The organism is Acidiluteibacter sp. (assembly GCF_055129545.1).
Genome location: NZ_JBSRUB010000013.1, coordinates 165,571 through 182,307, shown reverse-complemented (window position 1 = coordinate 182,307; position 16,737 = coordinate 165,571). Strand labels below are relative to the sequence as shown.

At 37.6% G+C, this 16,737-nt stretch carries 13 protein-coding genes; 7 read left to right on the top strand and 6 right to left on the bottom strand.

What is annotated here, in order from left to right:
- Positions 1-249 precede the first annotated feature (249 nt).
- Together ACTB0X_RS06915 and ACTB0X_RS06910 are read right to left on the bottom strand one after the other, a co-directional pair.
- Positions 250-963: a head GIN domain-containing protein gene (locus tag ACTB0X_RS06915; RefSeq protein ID WP_463024266.1), complete on the bottom strand. Its 714-nt coding sequence runs from the start codon at positions 961-963 to the stop codon at positions 250-252.
- A 43-nt stretch (positions 964-1,006) separates the two neighbouring features.
- A complete protein-coding gene (locus ACTB0X_RS06910; protein ID WP_463024265.1) occupies positions 1,007-2,941 on the bottom strand; it encodes a tetratricopeptide repeat protein in 1,935 nt (644 codons plus the stop codon).
- A 250-nt stretch (positions 2,942-3,191) separates the two neighbouring features.
- On the opposite strand from ACTB0X_RS06910, the gene ACTB0X_RS06905 reads away from it, so the two are divergent.
- On the top strand, positions 3,192-4,235 hold the full coding sequence (locus ACTB0X_RS06905; protein WP_463024264.1) for a glycosyltransferase: 1,044 nt from the start codon (positions 3,192-3,194) through the stop codon (positions 4,233-4,235).
- Between the two features lie 59 nt (positions 4,236-4,294).
- Here ACTB0X_RS06905 and hppD read toward each other — a convergent pair whose 3' ends face one another.
- From hppD to trhO, 4 genes are all read right to left on the bottom strand, one after another.
- On the bottom strand, positions 4,295-5,455 hold the full coding sequence (gene hppD / locus ACTB0X_RS06900; RefSeq protein ID WP_463024263.1) for a 4-hydroxyphenylpyruvate dioxygenase: 1,161 nt from the start codon (positions 5,453-5,455) through the stop codon (positions 4,295-4,297).
- Positions 5,456-5,506: 51 nt separating this feature from the next.
- The gene (locus ACTB0X_RS06895; protein WP_463024262.1) at positions 5,507-5,875 is read right to left on the bottom strand and encodes a four helix bundle protein; all 369 of its coding nucleotides are present in this window, start codon (positions 5,873-5,875) and stop codon (positions 5,507-5,509) included.
- Positions 5,876-5,969: 94 nt separating this feature from the next.
- Positions 5,970-7,127, bottom strand: coding sequence for a homogentisate 1,2-dioxygenase (locus tag ACTB0X_RS06890; protein WP_463024261.1), 1,158 nt, complete (start codon positions 7,125-7,127; stop codon positions 5,970-5,972).
- Positions 7,128-7,170: 43 nt separating this feature from the next.
- On the bottom strand, positions 7,171-8,217 hold the full coding sequence (trhO, locus tag ACTB0X_RS06885; protein ID WP_463024260.1) for an oxygen-dependent tRNA uridine(34) hydroxylase TrhO: 1,047 nt from the start codon (positions 8,215-8,217) through the stop codon (positions 7,171-7,173).
- A gap of 258 nt (positions 8,218-8,475) precedes the next feature.
- Here trhO and ACTB0X_RS06880 point away from each other — a divergent pair, with 258 nt between their 5' ends.
- The 6 genes from ACTB0X_RS06880 (at position 8,476) to ACTB0X_RS06855 (ending at position 16,737) form a co-directional block, all read left to right on the top strand.
- Entirely contained in the window at positions 8,476-9,417 is a 942-nt protein-coding gene (locus ACTB0X_RS06880; RefSeq protein WP_463024259.1) for an NAD-dependent epimerase/dehydratase family protein, read from the top strand.
- A gap of 72 nt (positions 9,418-9,489) precedes the next feature.
- Positions 9,490-10,353, top strand: a complete 864-nt coding sequence (locus tag ACTB0X_RS06875; RefSeq protein ID WP_463024258.1) for a toxin-antitoxin system YwqK family antitoxin — start codon at positions 9,490-9,492, stop codon at positions 10,351-10,353.
- Between the two features lie 56 nt (positions 10,354-10,409).
- On the top strand, positions 10,410-11,897 hold the full coding sequence (cysS, locus tag ACTB0X_RS06870) for a cysteine--tRNA ligase (protein ID WP_463024257.1): 1,488 nt from the start codon (positions 10,410-10,412) through the stop codon (positions 11,895-11,897).
- Positions 11,887-12,882: a M28 family peptidase gene (locus ACTB0X_RS06865; RefSeq protein ID WP_463024256.1), complete on the top strand. Its 996-nt coding sequence runs from the start codon at positions 11,887-11,889 to the stop codon at positions 12,880-12,882. The genes cysS and ACTB0X_RS06865 overlap by 11 nt, the downstream gene beginning before the upstream one ends.
- 143 nt (positions 12,883-13,025) lie before the next feature.
- Positions 13,026-15,809 carry a DNA polymerase I gene (gene polA / locus ACTB0X_RS06860; RefSeq protein WP_463024255.1) on the top strand — a complete coding sequence of 928 codons (2,784 nt, stop codon included), beginning with the start codon at positions 13,026-13,028 and terminating at the stop codon, positions 15,807-15,809.
- 52 nt (positions 15,810-15,861) lie between these two features.
- On the top strand, positions 15,862-16,737 hold the full coding sequence (locus tag ACTB0X_RS06855; protein ID WP_463024254.1) for a hypothetical protein: 876 nt from the start codon (positions 15,862-15,864) through the stop codon (positions 16,735-16,737).

Sequence of the window (16,737 nt, the reverse complement as noted above, 5' to 3'; positions counted from 1 at the left end):
TTCATGCTGCTTTAAACTGAATTAATCGATCCAAATGTAGTGGATTCGCAGTGCCGCACTAAAATTTTGTTGCGAGCAACCGATTTTTGTTGTTAATGACAAGCGAGGAGACGGGGTACCTCAATTTTTAAAGAAGAAAAGTAGCACTAGAAGAAAAACAAAGTCCTCTTATAAAACAAACATCCAAAAAAACAAAAAAAAGCCTGAATCAATTGCTTGGTTCAGGCCTATTTATTCTGTATGATTTTACTAATCCAACTTCTTCACTTCTCCGCTACCCTTAATGTTGATTTCTGTCTTTTTAGGATTGCCTTTGTATTGCACATCTCCACTACCATAAATACCAATGTCGATGCGTTGGGTTACATTCACTTTTACATCTCCAGAGCCTTTGATGGAAATGTTTGATTCCTCGGTTTCCAATTTCAATGCTTGTACATCGCCAGAACCCATAATGCTAATGTCTGTTTCTTTCGCAATTCCTGCTAATGAAATATCGCCAGAGCCTTTGATGGCAATTTCTAATTCTTCTACATTGACTTCCAACTTAATGTCTCCTGAACCATTAATGCCTAATTCTAAATCTTCTACCACAAAAGAATTCTGACCGATAATGCTTCCAGAACCATTCACTTTCAGTTCTTCTAAATGTGGAAGCGCAATGTTTATGATGACTTTAGAGTTGAAACATTCGTCAAATTTAATTTCCCATTCTTCGCCATCAATTTCTGTATTTAGCAAATCTATTATTTCTTGTGGCGCTTTTATCATCACCGATTGTGTGGCCGCCTGAGATATAAATACCTCTACCGAACTCGACAATTTGATCTTTTTAAAATTTGGTAAATCAATCGTTTTTTCAATTGCCGTGCCTTCTGCATCTATGCAGTTACTCGTCCAAATACAAGAAGATAACAGGGTAGAAATTAGAACAACTAGAATAATGGGCGTAATGCGTTTCATATGCTTAAGATTTGATGCAATTTAAATATTTTCAACGAAAAAACTACTTTTTGCAATACCTCAACATAATATTATAGGCCTCTTTAATTCCCAATTCACCAGACTTCCCTAAATCACGACATCCTAGATCAGTCTTCTTTAAGAATAAATGCGTTAATCCTCGATTAAAGTAGGCTTGTGCAAAATCGGGCTTCAATTCAATAGCTCGATTCAATGCGCTTAATGATTCCTCAAACTGACCGCTCTTATTCTGCACATAGGCTAAATTATAGTAGGCATATGTAAATTGATTGTCGAACTGAATAGCTTTCTGATAATCTTGTATAATTGAAGCATAACTAAAACCATCATACTCTTCCGTGATTGGTTCTGTAGTTATTTTATCACCCACCTTTTTAAACTGCTGAGCATCCGGAAAGGTATTGAGCAACTCCCTCAACTTTAGAGCAGTATTGGCTCTTCCAAAATAGGCCAAAACGTTCTTGGATTGCAATGCAATTGATGAATCAAAATCTTGAAACGCTTGGTTGTACTGCTCAGTTTGAGTAAACAAAATGGCGCGCTTCAAGTAAAATGCCGCATCTTTTATTCCTTGTATTTTGTCCAATGAATCAATCTGATGATTCAATTTTTTCGCATCCCAACTTCCTTCCGCCGACATTAACCCGATTAGGTGACTATTTATAGAAGGTTCTTTGGATTGGTAATAATCTTCGGCTACTTCAGAAAATAGTTCGGGAGTTAAATAATAATAGGGTCGCAATCGAATTTCGGTATGTTGATATTGCACTTTACCGCTATCGTTGGCCAAATTTGAACCATAAGAAGATAAGTTTTTGCTCTCCATAGCAGCTTGCATTTCCTCGCTGCTCAATCCATCTCGAATTGCAGCTTCATTATTCATACGCACTTGCGCTAACATTTGCTTATCCTTCTCAGCCCCTCTATTGTCGCCAAGTTGTTGTTTTAATTGCGCCCGAGCTCCATAAGCATCCGTATAACGTGGCATAATTTCAATCAATCGATCAAAATCGGCCAATGCTCCTTTTAAATCTCCCACCTGCTGTTTGATTAACCCTCGATTAAAATAACTTCCCACATGCATTGGGTTGGCAGTAATCACGGCGTCATAATCGGCCAAAGCGCCCTTAAAATCTTTTAAATTCGTTTTGGTAATGGCTCTATTGAAAAGTGCTAATGAATTGTATGGAGAAACAGCAATAACCTGATCCAGTAGTTGTAATGCAACCTTAAAGTTGGATTGATCCAATTCTAGCAACGCCAACTGATACATCCCGTCCACATTGGTAGAATCACGCTCTAGAACGGTTGCTAAATCAGCTCTAGCTAGATCAATTTTACCCATCTTTCGATAGCATTCTGCACGATACACCATCGCAAAACTATTATCCATTTTCTTCCCAATGGCATAATTGAAATCAGCCAAAGCCGATTGGTAATCCTTCAACTCTGATTTAGCAATGGCACGAATCACATAACTATTTACATTCGATTTATTCAATCGGATAGCTTGGTTACAATCGTCAATTGTGGCTTCAAACTGCTCCAATGACAATAAAGTGATGGCTCGGTTTAAATATATTTTAGCATTGGTGGAGTCGTATTTTAATGCAAGCTCGTAATCTTTAAAAGCCCCTTCAAAATTGGACATCTGATCGCGCACCACCGCTCGATAAAACAAGGCGTCTTTGTGGTTTGGAATTTCAGAAAGGCAAGAAGTAAAGTCAACTTCGGCTCCTGCTAAATCACCCAATTTAAATTTAGAATATCCACGAAAAAAGTAGGCTTGAAAATACTTTCTGTCGCTCAATGAGTAATTGAAAAACTCAATAGCTGCGGTGAAATTCTCACCCATCATCGCCCGTTTTCCTTTGTCGAAATAGGTTTCTTTGAATTGAGCATCCACCTGAAAAAACAGGGTAAATAAAAATACAAAGAGGACAATTGTTTTTTTCAATGGAACTTTTGATTGGAGAATTTTAACTGTTTCGAAAGCTTAACGACAAACTTCCGATTTTAGTGGAAGTAAACGATAAATTGATGCTAGTTTCTTTGGACAGGGAATTAGAAATAAAATTAAATACAACAACTAAATGTCACTTATTTTCTATTATCTTGTTGCTGACAAAACGATTAACTAAACTGCTATTTCAATTTTTAAATTATTACAACACGATCAAAATTGAACCACTTTCCAAAAAACTAAAATGACCCAAGAAAAACTAAAACACATCTATTGGTTTGCCTACTATAACTTAGATTCACCGAGTGTTAGATACAGGGCGAAATATCCGCTCGATTATGCAAGAAAACACCTCAAAATTGAGAGTCATTTTATTATTCCAGGTTATTCGCCTTCTCGATTAATTCGGTTTTTATCGGCCTATTTTTCTGCTTTATTATTTCCTAAAAAGGGTAGCATAATTGTCATACAAAGAGTACATTCCAACTTTATATATTCCAACTTGCTAAAACTTCTTGTAAATTGTAGACGAAACCTGACTATTTATGATTTAGATGACGCAGACTATTTAGAATATCCCTCCGAAACGATTCATTATTTTGCTAAAAACTGCAACTCTGTTTCTGCGGGAAGCAATGAGATCACAAATTATTTTCGATCCATTAATTCCAACGCGTTTCACATAACATCGCCCATTGTAGACCTTGAAATTATAAAACAACAACGGAATAAGACCTTTACCATTGGTTGGATCGGAGGATTTGGATGGGGACACAAAGAAAGCTTGTATGAATTGGTTTTCCCTGCCATCAAAAGCCTACCCTTTAACTGTCATTTCATATTGATGGGAGTGACCAATAAAGAGGATGAAAAAGAAATCAGAGCTTACTTTAAAAATTCCAAGCACGTCGATGTTGAAGTTAATTTACAGATCGATTGGAACGATGAAGAAGCGCTTCAACATAAAATAAAAACATTTGACATTGGCATTGCTACCTTATTAAACACGCCGGTGCAAATTGCCAAATCAGGGATAAAAGCTAAACAATACCTCAACAATGGAGTGCCAGTTTTATGTAACAAACTACCTGAGAATAAGAACGTAATTATTGACGGGGTTAATGGCTATCTATGTAATAGTCCTGAAGAATTTAAGACCAGAATGATCGAATTTAAAGAGATGGACAATTCAGCTTACAACACTTTCTCTACCAATGCCCGCCAATCAATAACACAATTTAACCATCAACATTATTTTGATAAATTTGAAACTTTGAGAGTAAATTAAACAAAAAAGCCTTCCTAACATTTCGTTAAGAAGGCTTTTGATATAATTATTGACCGTTATTACAACGTGCCTCTCTTCATTTGCTCTCTTTCGATAGATTCGAACAATGCTTTAAAGTTACCTGCTCCAAAACCTCTTGCTCCCATTCTCTGAATAATTTCAAAAAATAAAGTTGGTCGATCTTCAATTGGCTTCGTAAAGATTTGCAATAAATACCCTTCTTCATCGGCATCTATCATAATACCTAAGCTTTTCAACTTTTCGATATCTTCTTTCAATTCGTGGCTAAACTCTTGTAACCTTCCTGGTACAGACTTGTAATATTCATCTGGTGGAGTTGATAAGAATTCAATTCCTCTAGATCTTAAATCAGCTACAGTCGTTAAAATATCATCAGTTGCTATCGCTACATGCTGCACTCCTGGGCCTTCATAAAAGTCTAAATATTCTTCGATTTGAGAACGCTTTTTGCCTTCAGCAGGCTCGTTAATTGGAAACTTAATTCGACCGTTTCCGTTACTCATTACCTTACTCATCAAAGCAGAATATTCTGTGTGAATCTGCTTGTCATCAAAAGATAAGAAGTTAACGAATCCCATTACGTCTTCATACCACTTTACCCAAGTGTTCATCTCATTCCAACCTACATTTCCTACCATGTGGTCAATGTATTTTAAACCTGTTGGTGCAGGATTGTAATCTGATTCCCACTTTTCAAAGCCAGGCATAAAAGTTCCTGAATAATTTTTACGCTCAACAAACATATGAACAGTTTCTCCATAGGTATAAATCCCTGCAGTTACTATTTCTCCGTGCTCATCTTTCGCAACTTTCGGCTCTTGGAAAGATTTTGCACCACGCTTTGTCGTTTCTTCATATGATTTACGTGCATCTTCAACCCAAAGGGCAACCACCTTTACTCCATCACCATGCTTCACGATATGATCGTTAATCGGACTCTTCGAATTCAATGGAGAGGTTAACACCAATCGAATTTTATCTTGCTTCAACACATAAGAAACAGAGTCTTTACTTCCTGTCTCTAAACCTTTATATGCATACGATTGAAAACCAAATGCGGTCTTGTAAAAGTGTGCCGCTTGTTTTGCATTTCCTACATAAAACTCAACGTAATCTGTACCCATTAATGGCAAGAAGTCTTGAGCGCCTTCAAATATTTTTTCTAAGCCGTATTCTACTGATTTTACTTCTTTTTTCATACTTCAATCAATTAATAAGCGAATAAATCAATAAGTCAATTTATCACCACTCTATTTATCTAATTTATTTTTTAATGTTCTTTTACTTGCTCCTAAAATTCTTAATAATTCTTCTAGATCACCAATGAGTTCTTCTTTTGTTTCACTATCAATCAAATTAGCTTCATTTAGTAACCTAACCCAATAATGAGATTCTCTTGCCTCTTTATACGAAATCACCAAACGATGATTCAAATCCTTTTCTGACCTCCCTCCAATGGATTCCTCAACATTTGCTCCAATCGAAGTTCCTGATCTTAATAATTGTTTTGTTAAAATAAACTCCTTCTCTTCATGCTGAAGTTTTAGAGTAAGCTTAACAATTTTGACCGCAAAAGCATAACTTTTGGTTTGAAGTATATTTTCTTTACTTAAAGTCATGCTTTCCAATTTATTCAATTATTAATAAAGAACGAATTAACGCACTCTTTAACCATTGATTTATTCACCAATTGACTCATTCAACTATTGAAAATTAATGAATCCAAGATTTATAATATTTCCCATCATCCAACTTCATCGCGTTTTCTGTTAATTTCAGTGGCTTAAAAGTATCCACCATTACAGCCAATTCTTCCGTCTCCGTTTTACCAACACTTCGCTCATAAGCACCAGGGTGCGGTCCATGAGGGATTCCTGCTTGGTGCAATGTGATTTGTCCTTGATCGATATCATTTCTACTCATAAAGTCTCCATCCACGTAATACAACACTTCATCAGAATCAATATTACTGTGGTTATATGGAGCGGGAATACTTTCTGGGTGATAGTCATATTTTCTCGGTACGAAAGAGCAGATTACAAAACCAGCTGCCTCAAATGTTTGATGCACGGGTGGTGGCTGATGAATACGACCAGTGATTGGTTCAAAGTCGTGAATGGAGAACGCATAAGGATAGTTAAATCCATCCCAACCTTCTACATCGAAAGGATGTGAAGCGTATAAGTAATCGTGGATAACCCCTTCTTTCTTTATTTTGATTGTGAAGTCACCCATTTCATCGTGGGTTTCTAAATCTTGTGGTGTTCTAAAATCACGCTCGCAATAAGGAGAGTGCTCTAGTAATTGACCAAACCAGTTTCTATACCGCTTTGGTGTATATATTGGACTAAAGGACTCTACTACGAAATGGCGATTGTTTTCATCGTCGAATTCCATTTGGTAAATCATCCCTCTTGGAATCACCAAGTAGTCGCCGTATTTAAAATCTATGTTTCCTAAAAAGGTACGGAGCTTACCACTTCCTTTGTGAATAAAAATAACTTCATCCGCATCGGTATTCTTGTAAAAATACTCCTTCATCGACTTTTTTGGAGCAGCCAAAGCAACAATTAAATCAGAGTTGACCATCATCGGCTCTCTGCTTTCTAAATAGTCGTCAATTGGCGTCACGTTAAATCCAATAAATCGCCTTGACTTAAAGTTTTTCTCAACAGCAACCTTTGGCGATACATCTTTTGAGCCTAGGTACTCTTTCACCATTGTCGGCCGATGCTTGTGATACATCAACGTTGACATTCCATCGAAACCTACTGTTCCAAATAGCTGTTCATAATGTAAACTACCATCTTCCTTCTTGAAAGTAGTATGTCTTTTATGTGGAATATTTCCTAGTTTTCTATAAAAGGGCATATTATATATTTTTATTTATGGCTAAAATGTAGGCAAAAAAATGCTACACTTTGAGATTTCTAATATTTTTTAAATTTGGCCTTAGACGACTTTTATACACCGAATGTGCATCTGTCTTTAGCTTCCCTTTTCGCAAAGCTCGCTGCTCTTCAACTGGCAAGTTAGCTATGGTTTTACACTCATCGGTACAGCAGCCATCCATCTTAGCGGCGCAGGCTTCACACTGAATAAACAACAAATGACAATCGTCATTTGCACAGTTCGTGTGTGAATCGCAAGGAGCGCCACATTGGTGACACTCAGAAATTACTTCTCCTGAAATAGTTTCTCCCAATCGTTCGTCAAACACAAAATTCTTTCCTTTGAATTTATTCTCTAACCCTTCAGCTTCTATTTGTCTTGCATAATCAATGATTCCTCCGTGCAATTGATTCACATCAGTAAACCCCTTGTGCTTAAAATAAGCAGAAGCTTTTTCACAACGAATTCCTCCCGTGCAATACAGCAATAACTTTTTATTTTCTTTTCCTTTCAGCATGCCTTCCACCGCAGGCAATTCTTCTTTAAAAGTATCTACATCAGGGCAAATGGCATTCTCAAAATGACCAATTTCACTTTCGTAATGGTTTCGCATATCAACTATGATAGTATCCGGATCAGCCAGTGCTTCATTGAATTCTTTTGCTGTCAAATGACGACCTACATTGGTCACATCGAATGTTCCATCATCCAGTCCGTCGGCAACAATCTTGGTACGAACCTTGACTTTTAGTTTGTAAAATGATTTTCCATCATCTTCCACTGCACGCTTTATCGGCATATTCTCAAAATATTTCCGAGCCTGTAAACGAAGCATAAATTCCTCCCAATGGTGTTCTGGAACACTCATCTGAGCATTAATTCCTTCATTGGCCAAATACGTTCGTCCAAACACATCCAGTGCCGCCCATTCTGCATACAACTCATCTCGCAACTCATTCGGTTGGTCAATAATTACATAGCGGTAAAACGAAATCGTAATCCTGTTAAACGGTTCGTTCATTAGCTTTTCTTTTAAAAGCTTCTTGTCATAGATATTAAACAACTGCATCCTCTAAAATTTACCGCACAAAGGTACTAAATTCAACAAACAAGTGATAAGGGATTGCTTCCTCCACTACTACTAAATGATGTTAACTTATTTAACTATATACAAAGCCGCAAATCAATTGAATCAGTTATCCGATTTGAATCGCGATGGCAGATTCTGCTTTTAAAAGCACGCTGCACTCAGTCAATTATCTGAATTATACAAATCGCCTAAAAAACACTAGATAATTTAATACTTTTGACCCCAAATTAGCACAGCATGGAAGGTAAGAAAATATTAGTCATTGGAGCAGGTGGACAAGTAGGACAAGAACTGGTTTTTAATTTAAGACAAAAGCACGGAGCCGAAAATGTGGTTTCTTCTGATATCAGAGATTTTGGAGACAAAGAAGGTCCTTTCGAAATACTAAATGGATTAGACAAGAATAGAATGTTTGAAATTGTGAAGCAGTATAAAATTACTGATGTGTATCACTTAGCAGCTTTACTTTCCGCTACTGCTGAAAAACAAATCGAATTTGCTTGGGATTTAAACATGAATAGCTTGTTTCATGTGTTGAATTTAGCAAAAGACGGTCATATCCAGCGTATTTTTTGGCCAAGCTCTATTGCCGTTTTCGGACCAAACACACCAAGAGACAACACGCCTCAGCATACCACAACAGACCCTTCAACAGTATATGGAATCAGCAAACTAGCTGGGGAAAGATGGTGTGAATATTACCATGCAAAATTTGGAGTAGACGTAAGAAGTATTCGTTACCCAGGATTAATCGGCTACAAAACATTACCTGGTGGCGGAACAACTGATTATGCAGTTGACATTTATCACCAAGCATTAAAGTCTGGGAAATACGAATGCTTCCTGCAAGAAGATGCCTCTTTGCCAATGATGTACATGGAAGATGCTATCCGAGCGACCATTGAATTAATGGAAGCAGACGGAGATCGATTGACCATTAGAAGCAGCTATAATTTGGGTGGAATTAGTTTTAATCCTGCTGAAATTGCTGCTGAGATTAAAAAGATCATTCCTGAGTTTGAGATTACTTACCAACCAGACTTCCGTCAGAAAATAGCCGAAAGTTGGCCATCAAGTATTGACGATTCTTTTGCACAAAAAGATTGGGACTGGAAAATGGAATATGACCTGAAAAAAATGTCAGAAGACATGATAAAACAACTTTCTATACCTAGTTAATTTTTTCTTTAAATGGTTTTTTTATACATTTAAAAACTCATTTAGATACAACGTTCAACTACCGTCTACATTATGAAGAAATTCTTCCTGATAATTGCTTTAAGTTTTTTTTATTACTCTGCTAATTCACAAACATTTGAATTACTAAATGGTGATACTATAAACAAAACTGACGCGACAAATAAAAAGCAAGGCTACTGGATTGTAAAAGACAAATCTGGTAAAATTGATGAGGAAGGAAAGTTTGCCGATGGTAGAAAAGTGGGTTTATGGAAAGCTTATTTCGATAATGGAAAATTAAAATCTGAAATCACCTATGTAGGAAGTCGACCGAAAGGCCCCTATAAATTATACTACGAAAACGGAAAATTAGAGGAAGAAGGAACTTGGGCGAGCACCAAAAATACCGGTACTTTCAAACGATACCATACTAACGGTAATATTTCACAAGACTTCAACTTTACTGCTAGTGGTAAAAGAGAAGGCACTCAAAAGTACTTTCATGAAAATGGCCAATTGCAAATAGAAGGAACTTGGGCAGCCGGCCAAGAAAGTGGGGAATTGAAAGAATATTATGACAATGGAGATTTGAAATCAATTAAAGTTTTTGCTGGTGGTTTAATCGATCGAGAAAATTATCAAGAATTTGCTCCTAAAAAACCGATGGTGGATCCGATGAAAAAACAATTGGATGCCGCTCCAAATATTACAGTAAAAGCATCAAAAGAGGAACAACCCAACCAAGGTGGATTTAATGGAAACGGTTATTATAAATTGTACAACAAAGACATGCAGATAGCAAAAGACGGTGAATTCAAAGACTACCGTTTTATGGATGGAAAGATGTACGATTACGATCAAAATGGCTTGATTGTAAAAATCAAGATCTTCAAAAGTGGACGCTATATCGGAGATGGTGTAATCGAAGGCAAATAATTGTTTTTTCATTCCTACTTTTGTAGGGAATAAAACAATAACAATCGATTTCACTCATGTCTACACCAATCAAACTTTACAACACCTTAAGTCGAGAAAAAGAGGTTTTTAAACCCATCAACCCGAATAGCATAGGCTTGTATGTTTGTGGCCCTACCGTTTATGGTGATGCCCACTTGGGACATGCAAAATCGTACGTTTCATTCGATTTAATTTATCGCTACCTCAAACATAAATTTCCGCAAGTTAAATACGTGCAAAATATTACCGATGTGGGTCATTTAACTGATGATGCCGATGAAGGAGACGATAAAATTGCCAAGCAATCGAGGTTAGAAAAAGTAGACCCGATGGCAGTAGTTGAAAAATACATGTTCAACTATTTTCGGGACATGGATGCACTGAATGTATTGCGTCCAAACATTTCACCACGACCATCCGGACATATTCCAGAACAAATCGAAGCCATTGAAGAATTGATCAAGAAAGGGTTTGCCTATGAGGCGAATGGATCGGTTTATTTTGATGTAACGACCTATAATAAAGACCACGACTACGGAAAACTTTCAGGCAGAAAAGTAGAAGAAATGATGGATGGAGCTGCTAACCGAACGCTAAATGCACAATCGGAAAAGCGCACCCCACTTGACTTTGCCTTGTGGAAAAAAGCCGATGAAACGCATTTAATGCAGTGGAATTCTCCTTGGGGAATGGGCTATCCGGGATGGCACATTGAGTGTACTGTTATGAGTCAAAAATATTTGGGAGACAATTTTGACATCCACGGTGGTGGATTGGAAAATGCATTTCCTCACCACGAATGTGAAATCGCACAAGCAGAGGCAAATAAGGACAAACCGTTTGCCAACTACTGGATGCACAACAACATGGTGACCATCAATGGCCAAAAGATGGGAAAATCTTTAGGGAATGGAATCTTTTGCCATGAATTATTTACTGGAAATAATTTTCAGTTGACTCAGGCATACAGCCCGATGACGATTCGATTTTTCATCTTGCAATCGCATTACAGAAGCACATTGGATTTTTCTAATGAAGCACTTTCTGCTGCCGAAAAAGGAATGAGACGTTTGATGAAAGCGGTTGCCCTAATGGACGACTTAAGTTCTTCTACCACTTCTACTTTAAAAGTAGCAGAATTAGAAGAAAAACTATACGCCGCTATGGACGACGATTTTAATTCGCCGATTGCCATTGCGCATTTATTTGATGCTGCAAAATGGATCAACTTATTAAAAGAAGGAAAAGAGCAACTGACCCAAGAGGATTTAGAGCAATTCAAAAAAGTGGTTCATTTGTTCGTTTTTGATATTTTAGGATTAAAACAAGAAGCATCAGCTGAAGGCGATGGCGGAAACAATGCTGTGACTAATGCATTGATGGATTTAGTATTGGAATTCAGAGCAAGCGCCAAGGAAAACAAAAACTATGCAATGGCCGATCAAATACGAGATCGTTTAAAAGCATTGAACATTCAGATAAAAGACGGGAAAGAAGGAGCCCATTGGGAATATGAAAACTAAGCACCTAGCACTAATTGCAGCAGTTACTTTTTTAACTGCCTGCGGTGAAAACGACACCAAAAAAACAGCACAAAAAGCTCCTGAAAAGAAGGCTCCCATAGAACAATTGGCCTTGCCAGATTTTAGTGGTGACTCTGCTTACCAATATGTAGCCGACCAAGTGGCTTTTGGGCCTAGAGTGCCAAACACAGAAGCACATCGAAATACTGCTGAGTATTTAAAAACTCAATTGACCAAATTTGGCGCGACTCTGACTGTTCAGTCTGGTGTGGTGGAAGCATTTGACGGCACTAAACTGAACTTTCAAAACATCATTGGGAGTTATCATCCTGAAAAAGCCAACCGCGTTCTATTAATGGCACATTGGGACACGCGCCCATTTGCCGACCAAGACAAAAAAGACAGAAACAAAGCCATAGATGGCGCCAATGATGGCGGCAGCGGCGTGGGTATTTTATTAGAAATCGCTCGACAATTTCAAATTAAAAATCCTGCAGTTGGTGTTGACATCGTATTCTTTGATGCCGAAGATTATGGACAGCCTTCAGGAACCATGAATCCAAAACAAGCTACTTGGTGCTTGGGGAGTCAATATTGGGCTAGAAATCCTCACGTAAAAGGCTATACTGCGAAATATGGTATTTTACTTGACATGGTGGGTGCGCCGAATGCAGTTTTTACTCAAGAATCAATTTCCATCTATTACGCCCCACAAATCGTAGACAAGGTTTGGAATGTAGCCGCGCGATTGGGCTACAGCAACTATTTCCCTTTTATGCAAACCACACATGTAGGCGAAGACGACCATTTGTATGTGAACCGGTTGGCAAAAATTCCGAGTATCGACATTATCCAATACGATGCGAATACTCGCGCCTTTGCACCACATTGGCACACCCATGATGACAATATGGATGTGATCGATAAGAACACTTTGAAAGCAGTTGGCCAAGTTGTTTTGGCTACTGTTTATGGGGAGAAGTAATCTTTAGGTTTTATTCAGAACTAATATTAAAAGATGTTATTCAAATAATATCATCTTTGAATTCTCCTCACATTTTAGTTTTTAAAAAGCAGTGCTTTTATGTAACTTCAACCTTTCAAAAGTTAATTCAAAAAGCACTTTACATGTCGGAAAAAAAGACCCTCTATCTCCTTGATGCATTTGCACTTATTTACAGAGCATATTTTGCATTTAGCCAAAATCAAATCATCAATTCCAAAGGTCAGAACACTTCAGCCATCTTGGGTTTTACCAATACGCTTTGGGATGTATTGCAAAACAATAATCCAACACACATTGCAGTGGTTTTCGATACCGACAAACCAACTTCGAGACACATTGAATACAAAGAATATAAAGCGCAGCGTGAAGCAATGCCTGACGATATTCGTTCGGCCATTCCTTACATCAAAGAACTGATCGAGGGTTTTGATATCCCCATTTTATTTGCTGACGGTTTTGAAGCTGATGATGTGATTGGAACCTTGGCAAAAAAAGCCGAAAAAGAAGGATACACCACTTATATGATGACTCCTGATAAGGATTTTGGTCAATTGGTTTCTGATAATATTTTCATGTATAAGCCTGCAAGAATGGGCAACAAAGCAGAAGTTTGGGGAATTAAGGAAGTGTGTGAAAAGTTTGAAATTACTGATCCCATGCAAGTCATCGACTATTTAGGCATGTGTGGTGATGCAGTAGACAATATCCCAGGAATTCCTGGTGTGGGTGATAAAACAGCAAAGAAGTTTTTAAAAGAATACGGAAGCATAGAGAATTTGCACGCACATACTCATGAGCTAAAAGGCAAAATGAAAGAGAAAGTAGAAGGCAGCGTGGAGCAAGCGTTACTTTCAAAAAAATTGGCCACCATCATCATTGATGCTCCTGTTGAGTTTGATGAAAGCAAGTTGGTCAGAGGCCCAATGAACAAAGAAAAATTAGGAGAGCTTTTCGCTGAATTGGAGTTTAGAACTTTGGGCAAACGAATACTAGGTGAAGAAGTGGTGGTGCAACGCACCTCTATTGATGGTCAAATGGATTTATTTGGCAGTGTTACTCAAGAAGAAATTGAGCAAAATGCTCCAACTGAATACGCGACCATTGATTCGACCACTCATGAGTACACTTTTGTGAATGATGAGACAAGGCTAAACGATTTGCATAAAGTACTTTTAGCTGCAAACACCATTTGTTTCGATACGGAAACCACTGGCCTAAATCCACAAGAAGCAGAATTGGTAGGAATTGCTTTTTCTACCAAAAAAGGAGAAGGGTTTTATGTGCCAATCTCGGCCGATTATGAAACTGCGAAAAAAGAAGTGGCTGTGTTTAAACCCTACTTTTCAGATTCTAAAAAATTATTGGTGGCTCAGAACTTGAAATATGATTTGGCCATTTTAAAACGCTACGATGTAGAATTCAAAGGTGCTTTCTTTGATACTATGATTGCGCATTATTTGATTCAACCAGACATGAAACACGGCATGGATTTCTTGGCGCAAACGTATTTGCATTACGATCCGGTTTCTATAGAAACCATCATTGGTAAAAAAGGAAAGAACCAGAAAAGTATGCGCGATATGAATCAAGCATCCATCTCTGATTATGCCTGTGAAGATGCCGACATTACCTTGCAGTTAAAGGAATTATTCGAACCGCAAATCGATAAATTAAACCTTAAAAAACTGTTCTACGACATCGAAATTCCATTGGTGGAAGTATTGGCAGATATGGAAAATGAAGGAATTAATCTAGACATTGAAGCACTAAAAATTTTCTCAGCTGAATTAGCTGAAGATTTAACAAGATTAGAGCAATCGGTTTTTGACCTAAGCGGCGAACAATTCAACGTAGATTCTCCGAAACAATTGGGAGAAGTATTATTCGAGAAAATGGCGATCACTGAAAAGGCAAAGAAAACCAAAACAGGACAGTATTCTACCTCGGAAGAAACGTTGTCAAAATTAGCAGACAAACACGAGATTGTAGGCGTTATTCTAGAATATCGATCACTGAAAAAATTAAAATCGACCTATGTAGATGCATTACCAGAATTGGTAAATCCACTCACGCATCGATTGCATACCAATTACATGCAAACCGTGGCAGCAACAGGTCGATTGAGTTCTACTAACCCCAACTTGCAAAACATTCCGATTCGAACAGAAAAAGGACGGGAAATTAGAAAAGCATTCATTCCAAGAAATGATGATTATACTTTGTTAGCAGCGGATTACTCTCAGATAGAATTGCGAATCATTGCAGCATTGAGTAAAGATGAAAGCATGATTAGCGCTTTCCAAAGTGGGGATGACATTCACGCAGCAACAGCCTCTAAAGTATTTGAAGTAGACATTAAAGACGTAACGCGCGACATGAGAAGTAAAGCCAAGATGGTGAATTTTGGAATCATCTATGGTATCTCGGCTTTTGGGTTGTCTCAACGACTAAATATCTCCAGAACGGAAGCAGCTGAGATCATTGAAAGTTATTTCAATAAATATCCGAGCATCAAAACCTATATGGACAAAGCCATAGAAACTGCTCGAGAGAAAGGATATGTAGAGACGATCATGGAGCGCCGCAGGTACTTACCCGACATCAATGCGAAGAACGCTGTAGTGAGAGGTTTTGCTGAAAGAAACGCCATTAATGCACCCATTCAAGGTTCGGCGGCAGATGTCATTAAAATTGCAATGATCAACATTCACAAAGCATTTGCAAAAAACAACTTCAAATCGAAACTGTTATTACAAGTACATGATGAATTGGTTTTTGATGTTTTAAAAGAAGAGTTGGAAACCATCAAACCCATTGTTAAAAAAGAAATGGAAAACGCTGTGAAACTCATTGTGCCTTTAACCGTAGAAATGAACAATGCGGTCAATTGGTTAGAAGCACATTAAATTGCAATTCCAGTTAGATTTACTATATTTAATTGTTTTAATTCTTAAAAAAATGAAGAAGCTCTCGATAATTTTTGCATCTATACTTCTCTTGGCGGCATGTGTAACTAAGCATGAAGAAAAAAAAGTGGTGGTAGATGATCCTATTTTATTAGAGGCAGAAGTAAATATTAAGGAGCTTTTTTATGCTGTTCCCTCCCCTATGGAGTTAAGTATTCTATTCAAAAAAGCAGGACTTCAATTTGAAAGCTCATTCCTATTATCACACGAAGAAAAGGGCTATTACCTTAATTCTGAAAAACTGGCTCTTATTTTAGGAGTTTATGGCGCCGATTTGAGTTATTCCAGCATCTTCAAACGCACCCAAGAATCCATGGTTTACATGACTGTTTGTAAAGATATTTCTGAAAATCTAGGGATAGGAACTGGATTCAATGAAGACATGGTGATGCGCTTGGAGGCCAACATCGAGAATAAAGATTCAATCATTTCAATTATTGCTGCTTCATTTTTAGACATGGACAATTATTTGAAAGAGAACAAGCAAAGCGAAAATGCTTCTTTGGTGGTAATTGGTGGCTGGATAGAAGGTGTTTACTTGGGCACTTCAATGATTAACAGCTCTGAAAGCAATCAAGAAATAAAAGAAATTATACGGGACCAATACGGCTCATTAAAGAGCTTGATAAAGTTGGCCAATAGCCAAACCTATACCAATCAATTGCAAATTCCAATTCACTTGGCAAAATTAGAAACCGCCTTTAAAGCCATTCAACCAAGCACTCCTGAATCAGGAACCATGGAGCAAGAAGGCGAGTTGTTGGTATTGAGGCAAGCTGAAGGCCAAGAAGAAGAAATTGATGATGCAGCTTTTGTTGACATTAATGAAAAAATAAAAGCCATTCGAAACACCATTATTCAACATTAA